Raw genomic sequence first — 17664 nt, 5'->3', positions numbered from 1 at the left:
TGCTCATGCCCGAACCCGTCCTAGGTCTCCGCGAGCGCAAGCGGCTGGAAACCCACCGCGCGCTGGCGACCACCGCCGTCCGGCTCGTCGCCGAACGCGGCCTGGACCAGGTGACGGTCGAGGACATCAGCGCGGCGGCGGGGGTTTCACCGCGCACGTTCTTCAACTACTTCGCGTCCAAAGAGGACGCCGTCGTCATCGCGCACGCCGACAGCGCCGAGCGGACGCAGCGCACCATCGCGAAGTTCCTTGCCGCACCGAAGGAAGTCAGCACTCCACGCGCTTTCGTCGACGCGATCGAAGAGGACTTCGCCCACGTCGACGAAAACCGCGAAGAGTGGCTCGGCCGGATGAAGGCCATTCAGGAGAACGCCACCCTGCATTCGCGCGCGGTGGCCATGAACCACGACACCATCGCGCCGATGATCGAGGCGATCGCACGGCGCACCGGCGTGGACCCCAAGGCCGATCTGTACCCGGCGTTGCTGCTGTCCGCGCTCGGCGGCGCGGTGAACGCCACGCTCATGCTCTGGTATCAGCACGATGGCCGGATTTCCGCCACCGAACTGCTGGACGAAGCCGTCGAAATGCTTCTCGCCGGGCTCCCGGAGCCCGGCGGCCGCGCGCGCTGACGCACCCGGCACCACAGGAACACGAAGGGGGACATCCATGTCCGTATCCATGACCGAACCGGGGGAACCGGACGCGCCGCCGGGCTCGATGGGCCGCAAACAGGTCCTCGAAGCGATGTCCGGGCTGATGATGGGCATGTTCGTCGCCATCCTCGCCTCGACGGTGGTGGCGAACGCGTTGCCGCGCATCGTTTCCGAACTCGGCGGCTCGCAGGCCTCCTACACCTGGGTGGTCACCACCGAACTGCTCGCGATGACCGCGACGGTTCCGCTCTGGGGCAAGCTTTCCGATCTGTACAACAAGAAGCTGCTGATCCAGCTCTCGCTCGGGCTGTTCGTGGTCGGTTCGCTGGTCGCCGGGTTCGCGGGCAACATCGAGCTCCTGATCGCCAGCCGGGTCGCGCAGGGCATCGGCGCGGGCGGCCTCACCGCGCTCGCGCAGGTGATCATGGCCGCCATCGTCTCGCCGCGTGAACTCGGGAAGTACTCGGGGATCTTCGGCGCCGTGTTCGCCGTCGGGACCATCGCGGGCCCGCTGATCGGCGGTGTCATGGTGGACACGTCGTGGCTCGGCTGGCGCTGGTGCTTCTTCCTGGGGGTCCCGTTCGCGATCGCGGCGATCCTTCTGCTGCAGCGCACGCTGAACCTGCCGACGATCCGGCGTGACGTGAAGGTCGACTACCTCGGCGCGTTCCTGATCATGGCCGGTGTCTCGACGCTGCTGGTCTGGTCGTCGCTGGCCGGGCACCAGTTCGCGTGGGGTTCGTGGTGGACGGCCGGCCTGGTGACCGCCGGCGTGGTCATCCTCGCCCTCGCCGTCTACGTCGAATCGAAGGTGGCCGAGCCGATCCTGCCGCTGGGCTTGTTCCGCAACCACACGGTCACCCTGACCACCCTCGCGAGTTTCCTCGTCGGTGTCGCGATGTTCGGCGGCACGGTGTTCCTGTCGCAGTACTTCCAGCTGTCGCTCGGCAAGTCGCCGACGGTGGCCGGGCTGCTGAGCCTGCCGATGATCTTCGGCATCCTCGTGTCGTCCACGGTCTCGGGCCAGCTGATCAGCCGGACCGGGAAGTGGAAGAGCCACCTGCTGCTCGGCGCGGCCCTGATGACCGCGGGACTGGCCCTGCTGGGCACACTCGACGCGAAGACGAACCTCGTCGTCCTCGGCGCGTACATGGTGCTGCTGGGCGTGGGCGTCGGCATGCTGATGCAGAACCTGGTCCTGGTGGCGCAGAACGACGTGGACGCGCACGACCTCGGCACGGCGACCTCGACGCTGTCGTTCTTCCGCAGCCTCGGCGGCTCCATCGGGGTGAGCGCGCTGGGCGCGGTGCTCGCGAACCGGGTCACCTCGCTGATCAGCGAGGAGCTAGGGCCACTGCCCGGTGGCGGCGAAGGGGGCGCGGTGCCGAACATCGCCACCCTGCCCGAACCGGTCGCGAACGTCGTCCGCGACGCATACGGGGAGGCGACCAGCGAGTTGTTCCTGATCAGCGCGCCGATCGCGCTGCTGGTGATCGTCGCCGTCGCCTTCCTCAAGCACAAGCCGCTCAAGACCCAGTCGGGCAACGAGCGGCTGGCCGAGGAGACCGTCGTCGCCTGACCGCCACGAGAGAGGGGCCCGGTTCACGGAACCAGGCCCCTCTTTTCGCGCGCACGAAGAACACCGTGGAAATCCGGTAACGCGATCAAGTGGTTTCAGGCGGCATTACCGACGCGAATCAAGTGGCGTCGTTCGCTGCCGGTCATCCCGCCGAAAACGCCATGAGCCAACCCGTTGTCCACGGCGTAGGCCAGGCAGGCCGAAACGACCGGGCACCGCGCGCAGACGGCCTTCGCCCTGGCCGCCTGCCGTGCGCCGGGGCCGGTTTCGGTGACCGGGAAGAACAGTTCGGGATCCTCACCGCGGCAAGCGGCCTCGCTCAGGTCACCCGCCATCCTCATTTCCATTTTCCTATCACCTCCTTTTTCCGATTTTCCCTTCCTCGTCAAACGACTTCCGCTCGATGCCGGGTATCCGGAGAGGCACTCCGCGCAAACATCACCGTGACCGAATCGTTACACTCAGCGGTCCGCTCACCGCACCTGTCCTGTGAGGGCATTCGCGTCAGGCGGCAGAGAGCGGTGAGTGCGGGTGATGGGCCACGACGGGTTCGACGAGTTCTTCCACGTCGAATTTCCGCTGCTCACCGGCTTTCTCTGCAAGGCGGGCTTCGCACTGGACCCGGCGCGGGACGCGGCCGCGGAGGCGATGCTCAACGCCTATGAGGACTGGCAAGGCATCACCCATCCGAAAGCCTGGGTCCGCCGCGTCGGGCACCGGCGGGCGAAGGAACAGACCGCGGTCCGGGCCGATTGGGCCTTCGCCGACGCGGGCCGGGAGGACAAACTCACCGTTCTCGCCGACGAGGCGTCGGCCGTCCTGACGATGCTGGGCAGGCTGCCGAAACGCCAGCAACTCGGCATGGCCTGGGCACTGGACGGCTACTCGTCGCGGGAGATCGCCGGGGTGCTCGGTATCGCGGACGAGGCGGTCAGCGCGACCCTGCGCCACGCGCGTGGCCGTCTGGCGGAGCACGACCCCGATTTCATCGGCCGCCTGGACAGCGCGAACAGCGCCTTCCTCGACGCGTTGCGAGTGGGGCTCGACGCCGATGACACGCTGTCCCGGATCAAGAACCGCGCGATGATCAGAGAACTGGCGCTGGTCGAGCCGGAGGACGCGGAACCCGAACAGGTGACGCCGTCGCACTGGTACACCCTCGACGAGCCCGTCGCGGCCGCCGGACGCGGTGACCGGCGGGCGCTGGACCATCTGCTGACCACCATCCGCCCGCTCGTGATCCGGTATTGCCGGGCGCGCATAGGCAGGCAGGAACGGACGTACGCCTCGGCGGATGACGTCGCGCAGGAGGTCTGCGTGGCGATCCTCCGGGCACTGCCCACCTATCGCGAACGAGGGCGGCCGTTCCTCGCCTTCGTCTACGGCATCGCCCAGCACAAGGTCGCCGACGCCCGCCGCGCCGCCGCCCGCAACCGCACCGAACCCGTCTCCGAAGTCCCCGACGGGATCTCGGATTCCGCGGGCCCGGAACAACACGCGCTGCACAACGAATTGAGCGACCGGATGGGTGAACTGCTGCGGATCCTGCCGGACAAGCAGCGGGAGATCGTCGTGTTGCGGATCGTCGTCGGCCTGTCCGCGGAGGAGACCGCCGGCGTGGTCGGCTCGACGGCGGGTGCCGTGCGGGTGGCGCAGCACCGGGCTTTGACGCGACTGCGGAAAATTCTCACGGATGCGTGAAGGCGGCAGTGGGTGCCCGGGCTCGTGAGTGGTAAGGACGGTTAGAACCGTCCTTACCACTCACGAGTCAAGGGACGGCAGCCCCTCGACCGCACGACCTTGCGCGGCGGTGTCGTTCTTCCCCGACGCGTCCAGACCCGCCTTCGCTTTCACTGTCTTGTCGCGTGCCGAGGTGCACTTCCCGAGGAAGTCCTGCTTCGCCGCGTCTCCGGCCGGAACCGGCGCGGCGGGCAGAGCGCTGAGGCCGTCGACCGTCTTGGTCAAGATCGCCGCATAATGCCCAAGCTGATCGCTCGTGCTCTTCTTGACGGCCTCGATGGTTTCGCCGCTCGCCGACGGCATCTTGCTGTTGCCTTCGACGAAATCCTTGACCGCGCCGCAGAATCCGTTCATCCAGGCCACCGCCGCGGCCAGGATTCCGGCCGATGTCTTGTGGGCAGCGCACATGTCCGTTTCCCCTCTCCGCCGGCTGGTGTTCCCGCCGGCGCGAGGACTTTGACACGGCGAAACGCGCGCGGTCTGCGTCATCTGACTCAGAACGGACGCCCGCACTCGAACTCGTAACGTCCGAGGCACGGCGTAACGAGGTGCGGACGCATCACGAAACTGAGCTGGATCGACCCCGGCAGCGGCGAAAACCGGCGAGAGTTTCGCTTCCGCGATCGTGGCGTGGATCGAAGACGACGACGGGAAAGCCTATGTGGACGAAGGAAGCCACCGGGTGGCCGTGGAGATCAATTCCTCCGTACGAGGACGGACGGGATCAGGAGGAACAACCTGCTGAAACTTCCCCGATTCCGAGGCGGCTCGTCCACAATGGACAGCGGTGACTCCGGGAGTGGGCCGGGTCGGGCTCGAACCGACGGCCAAGGGATTATGAGTCCCCTGCTCTAACCAACTGAGCTACCGGCCCCAAGGGTGCCCTGAGACCTCCGCGGGAGCCGCCCCAGCCCGAACAGCAGGTTTGCGAACGCACAGAAGTCCCAGTTCGTTCCAAGTTATCACAGTGCTCGCCTGCCACGATCGCCTAGGCCAAACAGCTGGTTTCCGGCGCCGGGCAAAGCCGGCTCGTCTAGGTTGCAGAGACCAACGCCGAGCGGCGAGCCGTTCGGGACACGCTGACCATCGGGATGGGCCTGGGGTATCGCGCCCATCGGGCAGGGAGGCGCTCGTGGCGAATCCGGTCGCCATCGGGCTCGGTGTCGCGGCCGTCATCGGCGTCGTGTTGTCACTGAGGGCGAGCATCCGGGTACTGCGGCGAGCCGGTCTCCGTATCGACGCGATCCTCTCCGACGAGCTGGACGACCGGCCACCGCGACCCCGGTAGTCGATTACCGGTCCTCTTTGGACGGTCAGCCCCCCAGACCGGAGCCGCCACCCGGCGGGCTACTCGCCTCAGCAGGCGTCGTGGACGTAGGCATCGTGGTCGGCACTGCTGTCGTGGTGGGTGTGGGCGCTGTCGGCGTCGGAGTAGTCGGCGGCAAGGTCGTCGATGGCAGCTTCGGCGTGGTGCTGACCGCTGCACCGCCATAGGCCGCGAAACTGAACCAGATCGCCCCGCCCACCTTCGGCGTGGTCTGGTCGAACATCGCCCGCACCTGGAACGTGGTCGCCGTGTACGAACCCTGCACCGTGTTCAGCATGTACGCGTTGAATTGCCCCGGCGTGTTCGCCGAGACGACAACCACCGCCGGGACCGTACCCAGCGCGTGCCGCACGGTGCACATCCCGGCGCCGTCGGTCACGCACGACGTCTCCGCGGCCTGCACGCTCGGTGCCGGCGAAGGTCCGACGGCGCCGGACGTCCCGGCGAACACCGTGGCCCCGGCCGCGGCGACGGCCAGCCCCGCCACGGCGAGCGCGGCCTTCTCCCTGGTCCTCATGTTCGTCCTCCCTCGGTTCGGGCCGGCCGGCCCGACAGCAAGGGTCGGCGGCCGTGCCGCGATCGTTACGCCACCCCGAGCCGCCGCAGCGCCGGTCGCCACCGGTTCCCGCCGGTCGCCAGCCCCAGCGCCACCAGGCCCGCGCAGTACTTGCTCACCGACTGTTCCCGGATCCGCAGTTTCGCCAGCGCCTCGGTGACGCTGTTGCGTCCGGAGGCCGACTTCACCTCCAACAGCACCAGGTCGCCTCCGGCGGCCAGGCTCCGCGGACCGGACCGCCAGACCAGCGACGTGTCACAAGTGATCCGCGTGTCGGCGGTGACGAGGGTCGTCCGCCGGTAGCCGGTGACCAGCGCGGGGGTCAGCGGCCGCGGCACGGGGTGGCCGTAGGCGGCGGTGAGGGCGTCGTCGAGGAACGCCAGCGCGGGCGCGGCCAGGCCGTGCGCCGCCTCGGCCGGATGCGGGCGGCGGACCTTGACCGTTTCGTCGCGCCGTCCGCTGACCTTGAGCTCGCAGTAGGTGTCGGCCGAGTCGGTGTAGGTGCGTGTGCGGATCTTGAACCGGCGCCGCCGGTCCTGCCGGTGCGCCCGGAAGATCGCGAGATCCGGGGTGTCGAAATACGTCGACGAGTAGCCGAACACCCGCTGCCCGTCGATCTCCAGGCAGCGCGGCGACAACGCGTCGGTGACGGCCAGGAAGTCATTGAGCGACAGGACGTACTTGCGGTCCGTCCGGCTCATCAACCCGCTCGTGGCGACGACTTCGGCCAGCGACAGCGAAGGAAGCCCTTTCGCCACCGCCGCGACGGTGGCCGTTCCGCGCCCGCTCACCGGTGCCCCGCCGGAGCGCCGTGGACGACCGCGGCGGCGTCCGGGCGGAACCGGACGTCGACGACGGTGACCTCCCGGACATAGTCCACTTCGGACACGCTGTGCCGCACGACCGTTCCGCCGAGCCGCGCCCGCAGTTCCATCAGCATCGTCTGCTCGTCGGGGTACACGGTGTCGAGCACGACCGTCCGCCGCCGCGGGCCGCGGGTACGCGACGGGTGGTCGGCGACGTACATGACGGCGAGCAGCAGGACGTTGAAGACGGCGACGATCCGCCAGTCCGCGGACGGCAGCCCGTTCACCAGACCGAGAACCAGCGCGACGAAGTAGTACGCGACCTCCTGCTGGCTGATCGAATCGGACCGCAGCCGGATGATCGACAGCACGCCGAACAGGCCGAGGCCGAGGGCGCTCGCGGTCGACACGGAAAGCAGCACGGCGACCGAAACGCAGACGCCGACGTTCAGCGCGAGATAGGCACAGGCGAGGTCACCGCGGTGATGGCGACGGGCGTAGATACCGTAGGCGAGGATGACGGCGGCGACGAGGTCGACGGCGAGATGAAGCAGTGTCGTGGTCATGGAAACCACTGTGCCGCCGGAAAAAGAGACCGCCGTGAGAAGCCGATGAGAACCGTCTCATCAGGACTCACCGAGCCGGTAGCCCATACCCCGCACGGTTTCGATCCGGTCGGCGCCGATCTTCCCGCGCAGGTACCGGATGTAGACGTCCACCACGTTCGATCCGGGGTCGAAGTCGAAACCCCAGACCCCGCCGAGCAACTGCTCACGGGACAGCACCTGGCCACGGTGGCGCAGCAACGTCTCCAGCAACGCGAACTCGCGGGCGGTGAGGTCCTTCTCTTCCCCCGCCACCGAGACCTTCCGCGTGCGCAGGTCGAGCGAGAGGTCCCCGGCGCGCAGCACCGCCGGTTCGGCTTCGGGATTTCCGCGCAGCCGCAACCGGATCCGCGCCAGTAGTTCCTCGAACGCGAAGGGTTTGGCCAGATAGTCGTCGGCGCCGCCGGACAGCCCGGCGACCCGGTCGACGACACTGTCCCGCGCGGTCAGGATGATCACCGGCACCGTCCGGCCCGCCGCGCGCAGGGCCCGTAGCAGATCCGAGCCGTCGAGGTCCGGGAGCCCGAGGTCGAGGACGACCAGGTCGTGCGCGCCGGTCAGCGCCTCGGTCAGCCCTTCGGAGCCGGTCTTGACCCAGCGGGTCGCGAAACCCTGCGCCCGCAGGCCCTTCTCGACGAACGCACCGATCCGGGCGGAGTCCTCCACCACCAGCACACTGGTCACCGGTCCGCACCTTCCGCGACAGGGATCTCCATGGTGAACCGCGCGCCTTCACCGGGCACGGTGTCGAGCAGGACGCGGCCGCCGTGCGCCTCGGCGATCGCGGCGACGATCGCCAGGCCGAGCCCGGCGCCGTCGTCGCCGCTCGAGTTGCTGCCGCGTTTGAACCGTTCGAAGATCCGGCTTCTCGAATCGGGTGGGACACCCTCGCCGGTGTCGCGGACCCAGAGCCGCGCCGTCGTCGCGGTCACCTCCGAGCCGAGGGCGATCTCCTGGCCCGGCGAAGTGTGCCGGACGGCGTTGGAGACCAGCTGCAGCAGGGCCTGCGCGAGCCGCTGACCGTCGGCGCGAACGCTCGCCTCGGCGACCGCGTCGAGCCGCCAGACGCGATCGGCCAGCGGACGGGATTTGGCCAGCGTCTCGACGGTGAGATCGGCGAGGTCGGTGTCGCCGGGCGCCAGGAAATCGGGGTTGCCGGATTTCGCGAGTACCAGCAGGTCGTCCACGATCCGCTGCATCCGCCCGAGTTCGTCGAGGACCAGATGCCGTGTGGCCGCGTTCTCCCCTGGGTCGTCACCCATCAGCTCGATATGGCCGCGGACGATCGTGATCGGCGTGCGCAGTTCGTGCCCGGCGTCGTCGATGAAGTCGCGCTGCCCGGCGAAGGCGCTTTCGAGCCGGCCCAGCATCGTGTTGAAGGTGCGGCCGAGCGCGGCGACGTCATCCGAGCCCCGGACCTCGATGCGGCGGGAAAGATCGGTTTCGCCGATCTGCTCGGCGGCCAGGCGGACCTCCCGCACGGGCGCGAGGATGCGGCCCGCGACCAGCCAGCCGATCAGCCCGGCCAGCACCAGCGCGGCCCCCGACATCGCGGCCATCACGCCGACGACGTCGTTGATCTCGCCGGCGGCGTGGTCGACGAACTCGACGATCACCAGCGCGCCGCGGCCTGGCGAGCCTTCGATGGTCACCGGGACGACGCCGTAGCGCGCGGACCCGACGGCGGTGGTGACCGTGCCGTAAGCCGGGCTTGTGGCCCGGGACAGTTCGCCGACGAACTTCGGGTCGGTGTCGAGCCGGACCGGCGGCTCGATGGCGCTCCGTCTCGACGCGGCGCCGTCGCTGATCGAGAAGAACGTCTCGTACTTCTCGGGCAGATTCCGTTCCAGGTGACGGCCGAGGACAGCCTCGACGGTGGCGGGCTGCCCGGCCGGGCGGGCGTCCGGCGACGCCAGGAAGGCCCTGAGCTTGCCGGTCTCGTGCGCGATCTCGTTGTCGAGCCGCTGGTCCAGCTGGTTGTGCAGGACGGTGCGGGTGGCCAGCAGCGATCCGGCGAGCGCGAGCAGCACGACCAGCAGCACCCACGCGAGGATCCGGGCGCGGGCGCTCATCGGCCCCGCTCAGTCGTCGAGGTCGAAGTCGAAATGGTCGTCACCGTCGTCGTCATGGTCATCGCCATCATCGAGGTCGTCGTCGTGCCCGGCCAGCCGGGGCGGGACGACGGCGGGCGGGGCGCCCGCGTCCCCCGGCCCGGAGACGGCCTGCCCGGCCGGGGCGACGACCGCCGGGCCCAGGTCGGGCGGGGAGGCGGCCGTGGCCGCGATGACGGCGAACGTGCCGGTGGCCGCCACCACGACGGCGGCGATCCCGGCCAGGACGATGATTCGGACTCGCATACCACTCAGGCTGCCCGGTGCCGGTGAGCCGCCGATGAGGGCTCGATGAGAACTTCCTCATCCGGACTCTTCGTGAGTGGTGAGGACGGTTAGAACCGTCCTCACCACTCACGAGGCCTGGTCACTTGAACGCCGCCGCGTTCCGCGCCGCCCAGTCTGCGAAGGTGCGCCCCGGCCGTCCGAGCACCTTCTCGACGTCGGGGCTGACACGCAGTTCGTCCTCCGTCGGCCTGCCGAGGATCGAGAGCGTGGCCTCCACGACCACCGGCGGCATGAACTCCGACATCGCGGCGCGTGCCTCGTCTTCGCTCAGTTCGGCGAACCGCAGCGGCTCGCCCAGCGCGTCGGCGAGGTCCGCCACCTGCCGCCGGGGCGAGATCGGCTCGGGCCCGGTGAGCACGTAGGTCCGGCCGTGGTGGCCGGATTCCCGCAGCACCGCCGCCGCGACGCCGGCGATGTCCGCCGGGTCGATGACCGGCAGGGCGACGTCGCCGAACGGCGCGGCGACGACACGATCGGCACGGATCGCCGGTGCCCACTGGAAGGCGTTCGACGCGAAACCGCCCGGCCTCAGCACCGTCCACTCCAGACCGGACGCCTTGACCGCCTCTTCGAACGCGGGCGCGTGCCGCCCGGTCCCGACGCCTTGGGAGGACAGCAGCACGATCCGTCCGACGCCTGCTTCCCCGGCCGCCGCGACGACTTCCGCGACATCGCCGCCCGCCGCCATGAATTCTCCCGACGTCAAAAGGAAAACCCGGTCCGCGCCGTCGAAGACCCGCTTCAGTCCGCCGGTCTCGGCGAGGTCGGCCCGCACGGTCCGCACGCCATCCGGCACGTCCGCCGCCGAGATCCGGCGCGACACCGCCGTCACCTCTTCTCCCGCGGCGGCAAGGGATTCCACCAGCAGCCGTCCCACGTTCCCGGTCGCTCCGGTCACCACGATCATGATCTCTCCTCGGTTCGCGTTTCGTCGACGCGACCGAAGCTACCTTCCGAGAGATAGTAGGTACCTAGAGGAAAGTATTGGGAAAACCGGCCTTTCGTGAGCGTGATCACAACTTCGAAGACGCGAACGGCCGCTTAGGGTCGGGCCCATGCCCGAAACCGCACTCGGCCCCCTGCGGGTCCTCGACTTCTCGCGGGTGCTCGCCGGCCCGTTCGCCACCATGCTGCTGGCCGACCTCGGCGCGACGGTGATCAAGGTCGAGCGGCCGGGCACCGGCGACGACACCCGCAGCTGGGGCCCGCCCTACGACGCGGCCGGTCAGGCGACGTACTTCCAGTCGGTCAACCGGAACAAGACGAGCGTGGCGCTGGACCTCGGTGTTCCGGACGACCTCGCCCAGGCCCGCGCGCTCGCGCTGGAGGCCGACGTCGTGGTCGAGAACTTCCGGCCCGGCGTGATGGACCGCCTCGGCCTCGGCCCGGAGGTCCTGCTGGCGGCGAATCCCGGCCTAGTCCATTGCTCCGTGACGGGTTTCGGTTCCGGTGGCGGCGCCGCGCTGCCCGGCTACGACCTGCTCATCCAGGCCGTCGGCGGGCTGATGAGCATCACCGGCGACCCCGCGGGCGAGCCGCAGAAGGTCGGCGTCGCGCTCGTCGACGTCCTGGCCGGGCTGTTCGCGAGCGTCGGCATCCTCGCCGCCCTGCGCCACCGCGACCGGACCGGGCAGGGGCAGCGTGTCGAGATCGATCTGCTGTCCAGCCTGCTCGCCGCGCTGGTCAACCAGGGCAGCGCGTACACCTCCGGCGGCACGGTCCCGGCGCGGATGGGCAACCGGCACCCCAGCATCGCCCCCTACGAACTCGTCCCCTGCGCCGATCACGAACTCGCGCTCGCCGTCGGCAACGACCGGCAGTTCGCGGCGTTGTGCGAGGTCATCGGACTGCCGGAGGTCGCGGGCGACACCCGGTTCGCGACCAATCCGGCGCGGGTCGAGCACCGGGCCGAACTCCGCGCGCTGCTCGAAGACCACCTGGGCAGGCGTCCCGCCGCCGAGTGGGCGGCGGACTTGAGCGCGGCCGGGGTGCCCGCCGGGGAGGTCAACGACGTCGCGGGCGCGTTCGCACTGGCCGAACGGCTCGGCCTGAACCCGACGGTCGATCTCCCGCGGCCCGACGGCACCTCCGTGCGGCTGACCCGCAACCCGATCGGGCTGTCGGCGACACCGCCGCGGTACGAGACCGCGCCGCCGGACGACCCCGGCCAACTCACCCTTCCCTTGCCCGGTTGGAGCTGACGGAGAGCCGTCAGCGGACTGTCAGCGCTTCGTCAACGCGGGCGGCGAAGCTCCTGCCATGACGAACAGGACAGTCCTCATCTCCGGCGCCGGCATCGCCGGTCCCGCCCTCGCCTTCTGGCTCTCCCGCCAGGGCTACGCGGTCACCGTCGTCGAACGGTCGCCTGGACTCCGCACCGGCGGTCAGGCGGTCGACTTCAAGGGCGCGACCCATCGCACCGTGCTGGAACGGATGGGCATCCTCGACGAGATCCGCCGGCACCAGACCGGGGGGCTGGACCAGACCATCATCGACGCCGAGGGACGGCCGCTCGCGGTCATGCCCGGCGAGTTCACCGGTGGCGACGTCGAGATCCGGCGCGGTGACCTGGCCCGGATCCTCTACGAACGGACCGAGCGGGACTGCGAGTACGTCTTCGGCGATTCCATCGCTTCACTGACCGAAACGGCAGACGGCGTCGACGTCACCTTCGAGCGGGGTGCCCCGAGGCGGTTCGATCTCGTCTTCGGCGCGGACGGTATCCACTCCACCGTGCGGCGGCTGGCGTTCGGCCCGGAAGCCGATTACGTGGAGCACCTCGGCCACTACTACGCCCTGGTCGAGACCCGCGCGACCGACGGCGGCCCGGCGGTGATGTACAACGAGCCCGGCCGCCTGGCCGCCACCGGCGGCCCCAAGGCGCCCGCGTTCTTCGTGTTCGCCTCCCCTGAGATCGGCTATGACCGGTACGACACCGGGAAGCAGAAGGAGATCCTGGCCGCCGCGTTCGCCGGCGGCGGCTGGCGGCTGCCCGAACTGATGGAGGCGGTGAAGCGCTCGGACAACGTCTACCTGGACTCGATCGGCCGGGTCGCGATGGACGGCTACTCCTCCGGACGCGTCGCACTCCTCGGCGACGCGGCGTACGGCAACACGCTGGGCGGCTTCGGCACCGGGCTCGCCGTCGTGGCCGCTTATGTCATCGCGGGTGAACTCGCCGCGGCGAACGGCGACCACGAACTCGCCTTCCGCCGGTACGACGAGAAGTTCCGCGGCTACGCCAAGGTGGCCGGCAACGCCAACGCCGGGCCGTTCCTCGCGCCGCCGACGAAGCTGCGGATCAAGCTGCGCAACCAGATGTTCCGGCGGCGGTTCCTGCTGCGGTGGATGCTGTGGGTGACCGACAAGTTCGCGACCGACATCACCCTCGACGAGTACCCCGCGCTCGCCCGGCAGGGCTGACCACCCGGTCTCGGCGTGCGCGATCCGCGGTGCCGTGGTCGGCTGGACGAAGTTTCCCGCGTGACGTTTCCGGGGAAACGGTGTCTTACGTGTGTCACCGGACGTAGGTGGCGTGAAGGGAGCTTCGGCATGGCGGCACTGCACAGGTGCGCTCGATGACGACTTCAGCGAGAACCGAACCGCTCGCGGCCGGCGAAACGGTGCTGGACGACGCGACACTGGTGGCGCGCGCCCGCGACGGTGAGATCCGTGCGTACGAGCAGCTCGTCCTGCGTTTCCAGGGGCCGATGTACCGGCTGGCGCTGCGGATGCTGGGGAACAAAGGGGACGCCGAGGACGTCGTCCAGGAGGTGTTCCTCGTCGCCTGGCGGCGGCTCGACCAGCTGCAGGAGGACGCGGCGTTCGTCGGCTGGCTCTACCGGATGACGACCAACCGGTGCCTGAACGTGATCCGCGCCAGGAAGCCGGTGGCCGACGTCGAGCTGGACCAGCAGGAATCCACCGGTTCGGTGGGGCGGCCGGATCGCGCTGCCGAGACCAGCGCGCAGATGACGGCGCTGACCGGAGCACTGGATCAGCTGACCGCCGAGCAACGGGCCTGCTGGCTGTTGCGCGAGGTCCACGGGCGCTCCTACGACGAGATCGCGAAGGCGATCGGGGCGACCACCACAGCGGTGCGCGGACGCATCGCGAGAGCACGAGCACAGTTGGCGGAGGTGATGGCGCCATGGCGATGAACCACGCGACCCAGGACTACCTACTGCCGTGCGGCCGCGATGTGGAACAGGTCTGGGAACGGCTCGACGAGGTCGACGCCGGCCGGGCGGACGCGCACGAACTCGACTGCCCGCACTGCCGGGCGACCCGCGAAAGCCTTCTGGTGCTGCGCGGGCTGACCAGGGAGCTGGCCGAGGACGACGCCGAGCCGTCGCCGGATCTCACCGGGCGCATCATGTCCGCGATCCGCGCCGAGGTACGGCGCCGGGACCTGGTGCCGCTGGCCAGCCCGGAACCGGGCGAGGTGCGGGTGAGCGATCAGGCGGTCGCGGCGGTGCTGCGGTTCGCCGCGGACTCCGTGAACGGCGTCCGCGCCCGGCGCTGCCGGGTCGTGCCCGCGCCGGATACCACTGACGCGCTGGCCGTGAACGTGGAACTGAACCTGGCGATCGCGCATGATTTCGACGGTGACTCGCTGGACGTCGTCCGCGAGCGGGTCACGGCGGCGGCGGGCGCCAGGGTCGGTCTCCGCCTGGCCCGGCTCGATCTGGTGGTGGAGGACATCTATGACGCGTGAGCAGGCCCCGGCCGGGCAACTGGTCGAGACGGTGATCGCCCCGCCGGTGATCGCGGCGGTCGCCGCGCACGCCGCGGCCCGGGTCCCCGGCGTGGTGCGCCTGGAACCCGGGTTGCGCGGGCTGGCAGGCTCGCTGACCCGGATCGCCCGGCAGCGGATCAAGGGCCTGGAACCGGCGCCGACGGAAGGGGTCCGCGCGTTCGTCGAGCACGATCCGCCGGACGTCCGGGTGGAGATCGACCTTTCGCTCTCCGGCCTCGACCAGGCAGCGGCGACCGCGCAGGTGGTGCAGCGTGCCGTCGGCAAGGCGGTCACCGAGGCGACCGGGCTCACCCCGTCGGCCGTCTCGGTGTCCATTTTGGACATCGAAATCCGTGGAGGACTGTTGTGACCGCACGTTCCGAACTGACCGCGTCGCTGCTGAGCACGCTCCGGGAGATACCCGGACTGCGCGCGGCGACGCCGTCCACCACGGCCGCCGCCTCGGCGGTGCCATGGGATCTCGACGTGATGGCCGTCGACATCTCCGAGAACGTCGTCGAGATCCGCGTGGTCGCGCTGGAAGTGCCGATCCCGCCGCTCACGGAGGTCGCCGGGGCCGCTTTGCGCGCCGTACTGACCGGAACCCCGTGGGAGAACGCGAGCCTGCGGCTCGTGGTGACCGATGTGGACGCCGCCGCGCTCGTTCCCTGACACACGACGAACGCGGTGGCCTCGCCCGAAGGCGCGGCCACCGCGATCGTGGTGTGGGACCTAGTTCTTGTTGGTGCCCGGGGTCAGCACCTTGTCGATGACGAAGACGGTGGCGTTCTTGGTGGGGATGTTGCCGCACAGGATCTTCGCGCCGTTGACGGTCATGTTCTCGCCGGAGCCCTCGATCTTGATCGGGCCGCCCGCGGTGTTCAGGCTCTCCACGGACTTGGCGGCCTCCAGGCCCTTGGCGTCGTAGCGCTTGCCGACGACGTGGTACTGCAGGATCGGGGCCAGCTCGTCGGGCTTGCCTGCCAGCTCGTTGAACTTGGCGTCACCCAGCGCCTGGAAGGCCGGGTCCGCCGGAGCGAACACGGTGATGGCCTGCTGGCTGTTGAGCGTGTCCACCAGGTTGGTGGCCTTCACCGCGGCGACCAGCTTGGTCAGCAGCGGGTTGGTCGACGCGGCGCTGGCGACCGGCTGCGGGCCCATCGAGTCCAGCGAACCGGGCGCACTGCCCTGCGGCAGCTGCGAACAGGCCGGGCCGAACACGTCGGCGTTGGTGGTCACACCGTCACCGGAAGCGGCGCTGGACATCGGGGCCGACATCGACGAGGACGGGGCGGGAGCGGAGGCGCTGTTGGAGCTGCCGGACGAAGCGCTGTCGTTGCTGCTGCAGGCGGCCAGGGCCAGCGCGGCGACCGCGGTGAAACCGATTCCTGCGACGCGAAGCTTGCTCACGGAAAATCACTCCATTTGTTTTTCGGACTCTTGCCGGGTATTCGGAACTACTGTGAAATCGGATTGCCACTCGTCCGAGTGACGCCGATCACCGTGTGGTGAAACTGATGACGTGCCAGCCGGTCGCCCCGTCCGGGACGGTTCCGGCGCGGGCGTCGGTCTGGGTGTAACCGGATTTGTCGACCGCCCGGACGGTGACCTGGTGGCTGCCCGCCGGGACGTCGAATTCGGTCCACCACATCCGCCAGGTGTTGAGACCCACCTCGCGGGAAAGCGTTGCGGGCTGCCAGCTTCCGTTCGCGCCCAGCCGGACTTCGACCCGCTCGACACCGGTGTGCTGTGCCCACGCGACACCCGAGATCCGGACCTTGCCGGCGGGTACCGTTTCGAATCCTTTCGGACTGTCGATCCTGGACTGCGTTTTGATCGGGGCCTGTTCGCCCCAGCCTCGGTCGAGCCAGTACGCGCGACGCGCTTTCCACGTGGTGATCTCCAGGTCTTCGACCCATTTCGTCGCCGAAACATAGCCGTAGAGACCGGGGATGACCATTCGAGCGGGGAAACCGTGTTCGACCGGCAGTGGTTCCCCGTTCATCCCGATCGCCAGCATCGCGCCCCGCTCCGGGTCGAGCGCGGCCACGACCGGGCTGCCGGCCGTCCAGCCGTCGACGCTGGTGGAGAAGATCTGCTCGGCACCGGGCAGAACTTCGGCCTCCCGCAGCAGCTCCCCGAGGTCCACGCCGATGAAGTTCGCCGTGGACACATAGGTCCCGCCGACCTCGTTGGACACGCACGTCATGGTGATCGTGCGCTCGATCAGCGGCCGGTTGCGGATGTCGTCGTAGCTGAACCGTTTCTCGTTGCGCACCATGCCGTGCAGCCGGAGGCTCCAATCCTCGGCCCGGACCTGCGGCACCGACAGCGCGGTGTCGACACGGTAGAAGTCGCGGTTCGAGGTGAGGAACGTCGGCGTGCCCAGTTTGGCGAAATCCGCGTCGGCCGGGATCGGCGGCGCCGGCTGGGCGGGGACGAGCCGCCCGATCGCCGTCCGGGAAGACTCCGCGTCCCGGGTGCCGGCGAGCAGCTGTCCTCCGGCCCCCGCCGCGCCCGCGGCCACGACGGCACCCGCCCCCGCCAGCAAGACCGACCGGCGCGACGGTGCGGTGTCGGAAGTCTCCTCGTCGGCCTGGGACCTGGCCGAGGCCAGGCTATGCAACCAGAAGAAGACGCCGACCCCGGCGATCAGGCTGGCCAGCGGCGCGAGCAGCGCGACCGGCGAGAGGTCAGGACGCTGCGACACGGCGAGTCCGCCCAGCAAACCGAAGGCGGCGATCAGCACGATCCCTGGAACGGGTGACCGGCGCGAGACGATCCCCGCCACGGCGGCGGCGAGCACCATCACCACGGCCATCCCGCCGAGCAGCACGAGCTTGTCGTAGACACCGAACGTGCGGACCGCGAAATCCTTCAGCTCCACCGGCGTCAGATCGATCGCCCCGTTGCCGACCGCGAGGTACGGCGAGGCGTTGGCGCTGATGAACCCGGCCACCAGATGCCCGGCCGCCAGTGCCGCGGCGAGGGCCACGACACCGATCAGCGCCGCCCCGAAGAAGGGGAGACGTGGTTCCCGATCGGCTCGCGAAGTCTTCATACCGGGTATTCGAGGCGACCGGCTCGACGGACGGGTCAAAAAAGGACACGGCCCCCTTTACGTGACTCGCGTACTCAAGGACGGAACTCGCGTGCTTGGAGACCGCACACTCGAGTTCCGCCTTCAAGCACGCGAGTTCCGCCTCTGAGCACGCGAGTCACACCTAGGTCGCGCCACCCACCCAAGTTGTCCTGCAC

Annotated in this window: 21 protein-coding genes and 1 tRNA gene; 10 read left to right on the top strand and 12 right to left on the bottom strand. The window is 69.4% G+C overall.

Annotated features, from left to right (window positions below):
- The first annotated feature begins 5 nt into the window (after positions 1–5).
- On the top strand, positions 6–632 hold the full coding sequence (locus H074_RS21420; protein WP_039923090.1) for a TetR/AcrR family transcriptional regulator: 627 nt from the start codon (positions 6–8) through the stop codon (positions 630–632).
- Positions 633–720: 88 nt separating this feature from the next.
- A complete protein-coding gene (locus H074_RS21415) occupies positions 721–2235 on the top strand; it encodes an MDR family MFS transporter (RefSeq protein ID WP_085940989.1) in 1515 nt (504 codons plus the stop codon).
- 95 nt (positions 2236–2330) lie between these two features.
- Here H074_RS21415 and H074_RS21410 read toward each other — a convergent pair whose 3' ends face one another.
- On the bottom strand, positions 2331–2582 hold the full coding sequence (locus tag H074_RS21410) for a WhiB family transcriptional regulator (RefSeq protein ID WP_039923072.1): 252 nt from the start codon (positions 2580–2582) through the stop codon (positions 2331–2333).
- A gap of 187 nt (positions 2583–2769) precedes the next feature.
- On the opposite strand from H074_RS21410, the gene shbA reads away from it, so the two are divergent.
- Positions 2770–3936, top strand: a complete 1167-nt coding sequence (shbA, locus tag H074_RS42180) for an RNA polymerase sigma factor ShbA (RefSeq protein ID WP_007032149.1) — start codon at positions 2770–2772, stop codon at positions 3934–3936.
- Between the two features lie 60 nt (positions 3937–3996).
- On the opposite strand, the gene H074_RS21400 is transcribed toward shbA, so the two are convergent.
- Together H074_RS21400 and H074_RS21395 are read right to left on the bottom strand one after the other, a co-directional pair.
- On the bottom strand, positions 3997–4464 hold the full coding sequence (locus tag H074_RS21400; protein WP_235096837.1) for a hypothetical protein: 468 nt from the start codon (positions 4462–4464) through the stop codon (positions 3997–3999).
- A 311-nt stretch (positions 4465–4775) separates the two neighbouring features.
- Positions 4776–4849 (bottom strand) — tRNA-Ile (locus tag H074_RS21395).
- Positions 4850–5107: 258 nt separating this feature from the next.
- Between H074_RS21395 and H074_RS41065 the strand changes: the two genes are divergently transcribed.
- The gene (locus H074_RS41065; protein WP_167333176.1) at positions 5108–5263 is read left to right on the top strand and encodes a hypothetical protein; all 156 of its coding nucleotides are present in this window, start codon (positions 5108–5110) and stop codon (positions 5261–5263) included.
- Between the two features lie 25 nt (positions 5264–5288).
- Here H074_RS41065 and H074_RS21390 read toward each other — a convergent pair whose 3' ends face one another.
- The 7 genes from H074_RS21390 to H074_RS21360 form a co-directional block, all read right to left on the bottom strand.
- Positions 5289–5819: a hypothetical protein gene (locus tag H074_RS21390; RefSeq protein ID WP_007032147.1), complete on the bottom strand. Its 531-nt coding sequence runs from the start codon at positions 5817–5819 to the stop codon at positions 5289–5291.
- Positions 5820–5884: 65 nt separating this feature from the next.
- A complete protein-coding gene (locus tag H074_RS21385; RefSeq protein ID WP_007032146.1) occupies positions 5885–6649 on the bottom strand; it encodes a polyphosphate polymerase domain-containing protein in 765 nt (254 codons plus the stop codon).
- Complete coding sequence (locus H074_RS21380) at positions 6646–7230, bottom strand: DUF4956 domain-containing protein (protein ID WP_007032145.1); 585 nt, start codon at positions 7228–7230, stop codon at positions 6646–6648. The genes H074_RS21385 and H074_RS21380 overlap by 4 nt, the downstream gene beginning before the upstream one ends.
- A gap of 60 nt (positions 7231–7290) precedes the next feature.
- On the bottom strand, positions 7291–7953 hold the full coding sequence (locus H074_RS21375) for a response regulator transcription factor (protein WP_007032144.1): 663 nt from the start codon (positions 7951–7953) through the stop codon (positions 7291–7293).
- Entirely contained in the window at positions 7950–9341 is a 1392-nt protein-coding gene (locus H074_RS21370; protein ID WP_007032143.1) for a sensor histidine kinase, read from the bottom strand. Before H074_RS21370 ends, H074_RS21375 begins: the two co-directional genes overlap by 4 nt.
- A 9-nt stretch (positions 9342–9350) precedes the next feature.
- On the bottom strand, positions 9351–9626 hold the full coding sequence (locus tag H074_RS21365; RefSeq protein ID WP_007032142.1) for a hypothetical protein: 276 nt from the start codon (positions 9624–9626) through the stop codon (positions 9351–9353).
- A gap of 121 nt (positions 9627–9747) precedes the next feature.
- Positions 9748–10575, bottom strand: coding sequence for an NAD(P)H-binding protein (locus tag H074_RS21360; RefSeq protein WP_007032141.1), 828 nt, complete (start codon positions 10573–10575; stop codon positions 9748–9750).
- Between the two features lie 148 nt (positions 10576–10723).
- On the opposite strand from H074_RS21360, the gene H074_RS21355 reads away from it, so the two are divergent.
- The 6 genes from H074_RS21355 (at position 10724) to H074_RS21330 (ending at position 15078) form a co-directional block, all read left to right on the top strand.
- Positions 10724–11869: a CaiB/BaiF CoA transferase family protein gene (locus tag H074_RS21355; protein ID WP_007032140.1), complete on the top strand. Its 1146-nt coding sequence runs from the start codon at positions 10724–10726 to the stop codon at positions 11867–11869.
- A 58-nt stretch (positions 11870–11927) separates the two neighbouring features.
- Positions 11928–13091 (top strand): FAD-dependent monooxygenase, encoded by a 1164-nt coding sequence (locus H074_RS21350; RefSeq protein ID WP_007032139.1) that lies wholly within the window; start codon positions 11928–11930, stop codon positions 13089–13091.
- A 155-nt stretch (positions 13092–13246) separates the two neighbouring features.
- Positions 13247–13828: an RNA polymerase sigma factor gene (locus H074_RS21345; protein WP_007032138.1), complete on the top strand. Its 582-nt coding sequence runs from the start codon at positions 13247–13249 to the stop codon at positions 13826–13828.
- Positions 13819–14385, top strand: coding sequence for a hypothetical protein (locus H074_RS21340; protein ID WP_007032137.1), 567 nt, complete (start codon positions 13819–13821; stop codon positions 14383–14385). Before H074_RS21345 ends, H074_RS21340 begins: the two co-directional genes overlap by 10 nt.
- Positions 14375–14776 carry an Asp23/Gls24 family envelope stress response protein gene (locus H074_RS21335; RefSeq protein ID WP_007032136.1) on the top strand — a complete coding sequence of 134 codons (402 nt, stop codon included), beginning with the start codon at positions 14375–14377 and terminating at the stop codon, positions 14774–14776. The genes H074_RS21340 and H074_RS21335 overlap by 11 nt, the downstream gene beginning before the upstream one ends.
- Complete coding sequence (locus H074_RS21330; protein WP_007032135.1) at positions 14773–15078, top strand: hypothetical protein; 306 nt, start codon at positions 14773–14775, stop codon at positions 15076–15078. The genes H074_RS21335 and H074_RS21330 overlap by 4 nt, the downstream gene beginning before the upstream one ends.
- A 60-nt stretch (positions 15079–15138) precedes the next feature.
- Here H074_RS21330 and H074_RS21325 read toward each other — a convergent pair whose 3' ends face one another.
- Together H074_RS21325 and H074_RS21320 are read right to left on the bottom strand one after the other, a co-directional pair.
- Positions 15139–15816: a fasciclin domain-containing protein gene (locus tag H074_RS21325; RefSeq protein ID WP_007032134.1), complete on the bottom strand. Its 678-nt coding sequence runs from the start codon at positions 15814–15816 to the stop codon at positions 15139–15141.
- Between the two features lie 88 nt (positions 15817–15904).
- On the bottom strand, positions 15905–17467 hold the full coding sequence (locus H074_RS21320; protein ID WP_007032133.1) for a molybdopterin-dependent oxidoreductase: 1563 nt from the start codon (positions 17465–17467) through the stop codon (positions 15905–15907).
- Positions 17468–17664 lie beyond the last annotated feature (197 nt).

The sequence above is a fragment of the Amycolatopsis decaplanina DSM 44594 genome (assembly GCF_000342005.1).
Classification (GTDB): Bacteria; Actinomycetota; Actinomycetes; order Mycobacteriales; family Pseudonocardiaceae; genus Amycolatopsis; species Amycolatopsis decaplanina.
Note: the sequence above shows the minus strand (reverse complement) of the source record. Positions and strands in the feature narration are given on the sequence as shown.

Coding starts and splice junctions, on each gene's coding strand:
- H074_RS21400 (WP_235096837.1), bottom strand. CDS start 4,464: ATGACGCAGACCGCGCGCGTTTCGCCGTGTCAAAGTCCTCGCGCCGGC.
- H074_RS21410 (WP_039923072.1), bottom strand. CDS start 2,582: ATGGAAATGAGGATGGCGGGTGACCTGAGCGAGGCCGCTTGCCGCGGT.
- H074_RS21370 (WP_007032143.1), bottom strand. CDS start 9,341: ATGAGCGCCCGCGCCCGGATCCTCGCGTGGGTGCTGCTGGTCGTGCTG.
- shbA (WP_007032149.1), top strand. CDS start 2,770: ATGGGCCACGACGGGTTCGACGAGTTCTTCCACGTCGAATTTCCGCTG.
- H074_RS21345 (WP_007032138.1), top strand. CDS start 13,247: ATGACGACTTCAGCGAGAACCGAACCGCTCGCGGCCGGCGAAACGGTG.
- H074_RS21360 (WP_007032141.1), bottom strand. CDS start 10,575: ATGATCGTGGTGACCGGAGCGACCGGGAACGTGGGACGGCTGCTGGTG.
- H074_RS21320 (WP_007032133.1), bottom strand. CDS start 17,467: ATGAAGACTTCGCGAGCCGATCGGGAACCACGTCTCCCCTTCTTCGGG.
- H074_RS21335 (WP_007032136.1), top strand. CDS start 14,375: ATGACGCGTGAGCAGGCCCCGGCCGGGCAACTGGTCGAGACGGTGATC.
- H074_RS21390 (WP_007032147.1), bottom strand. CDS start 5,819: ATGAGGACCAGGGAGAAGGCCGCGCTCGCCGTGGCGGGGCTGGCCGTC.
- H074_RS21340 (WP_007032137.1), top strand. CDS start 13,819: ATGGCGATGAACCACGCGACCCAGGACTACCTACTGCCGTGCGGCCGC.
- H074_RS21355 (WP_007032140.1), top strand. CDS start 10,724: ATGCCCGAAACCGCACTCGGCCCCCTGCGGGTCCTCGACTTCTCGCGG.
- H074_RS21420 (WP_039923090.1), top strand. CDS start 6: ATGCCCGAACCCGTCCTAGGTCTCCGCGAGCGCAAGCGGCTGGAAACC.
- H074_RS21380 (WP_007032145.1), bottom strand. CDS start 7,230: ATGACCACGACACTGCTTCATCTCGCCGTCGACCTCGTCGCCGCCGTC.
- H074_RS21350 (WP_007032139.1), top strand. CDS start 11,928: ATGACGAACAGGACAGTCCTCATCTCCGGCGCCGGCATCGCCGGTCCC.
- H074_RS21365 (WP_007032142.1), bottom strand. CDS start 9,626: ATGCGAGTCCGAATCATCGTCCTGGCCGGGATCGCCGCCGTCGTGGTG.
- H074_RS21415 (WP_085940989.1), top strand. CDS start 721: ATGGGCCGCAAACAGGTCCTCGAAGCGATGTCCGGGCTGATGATGGGC.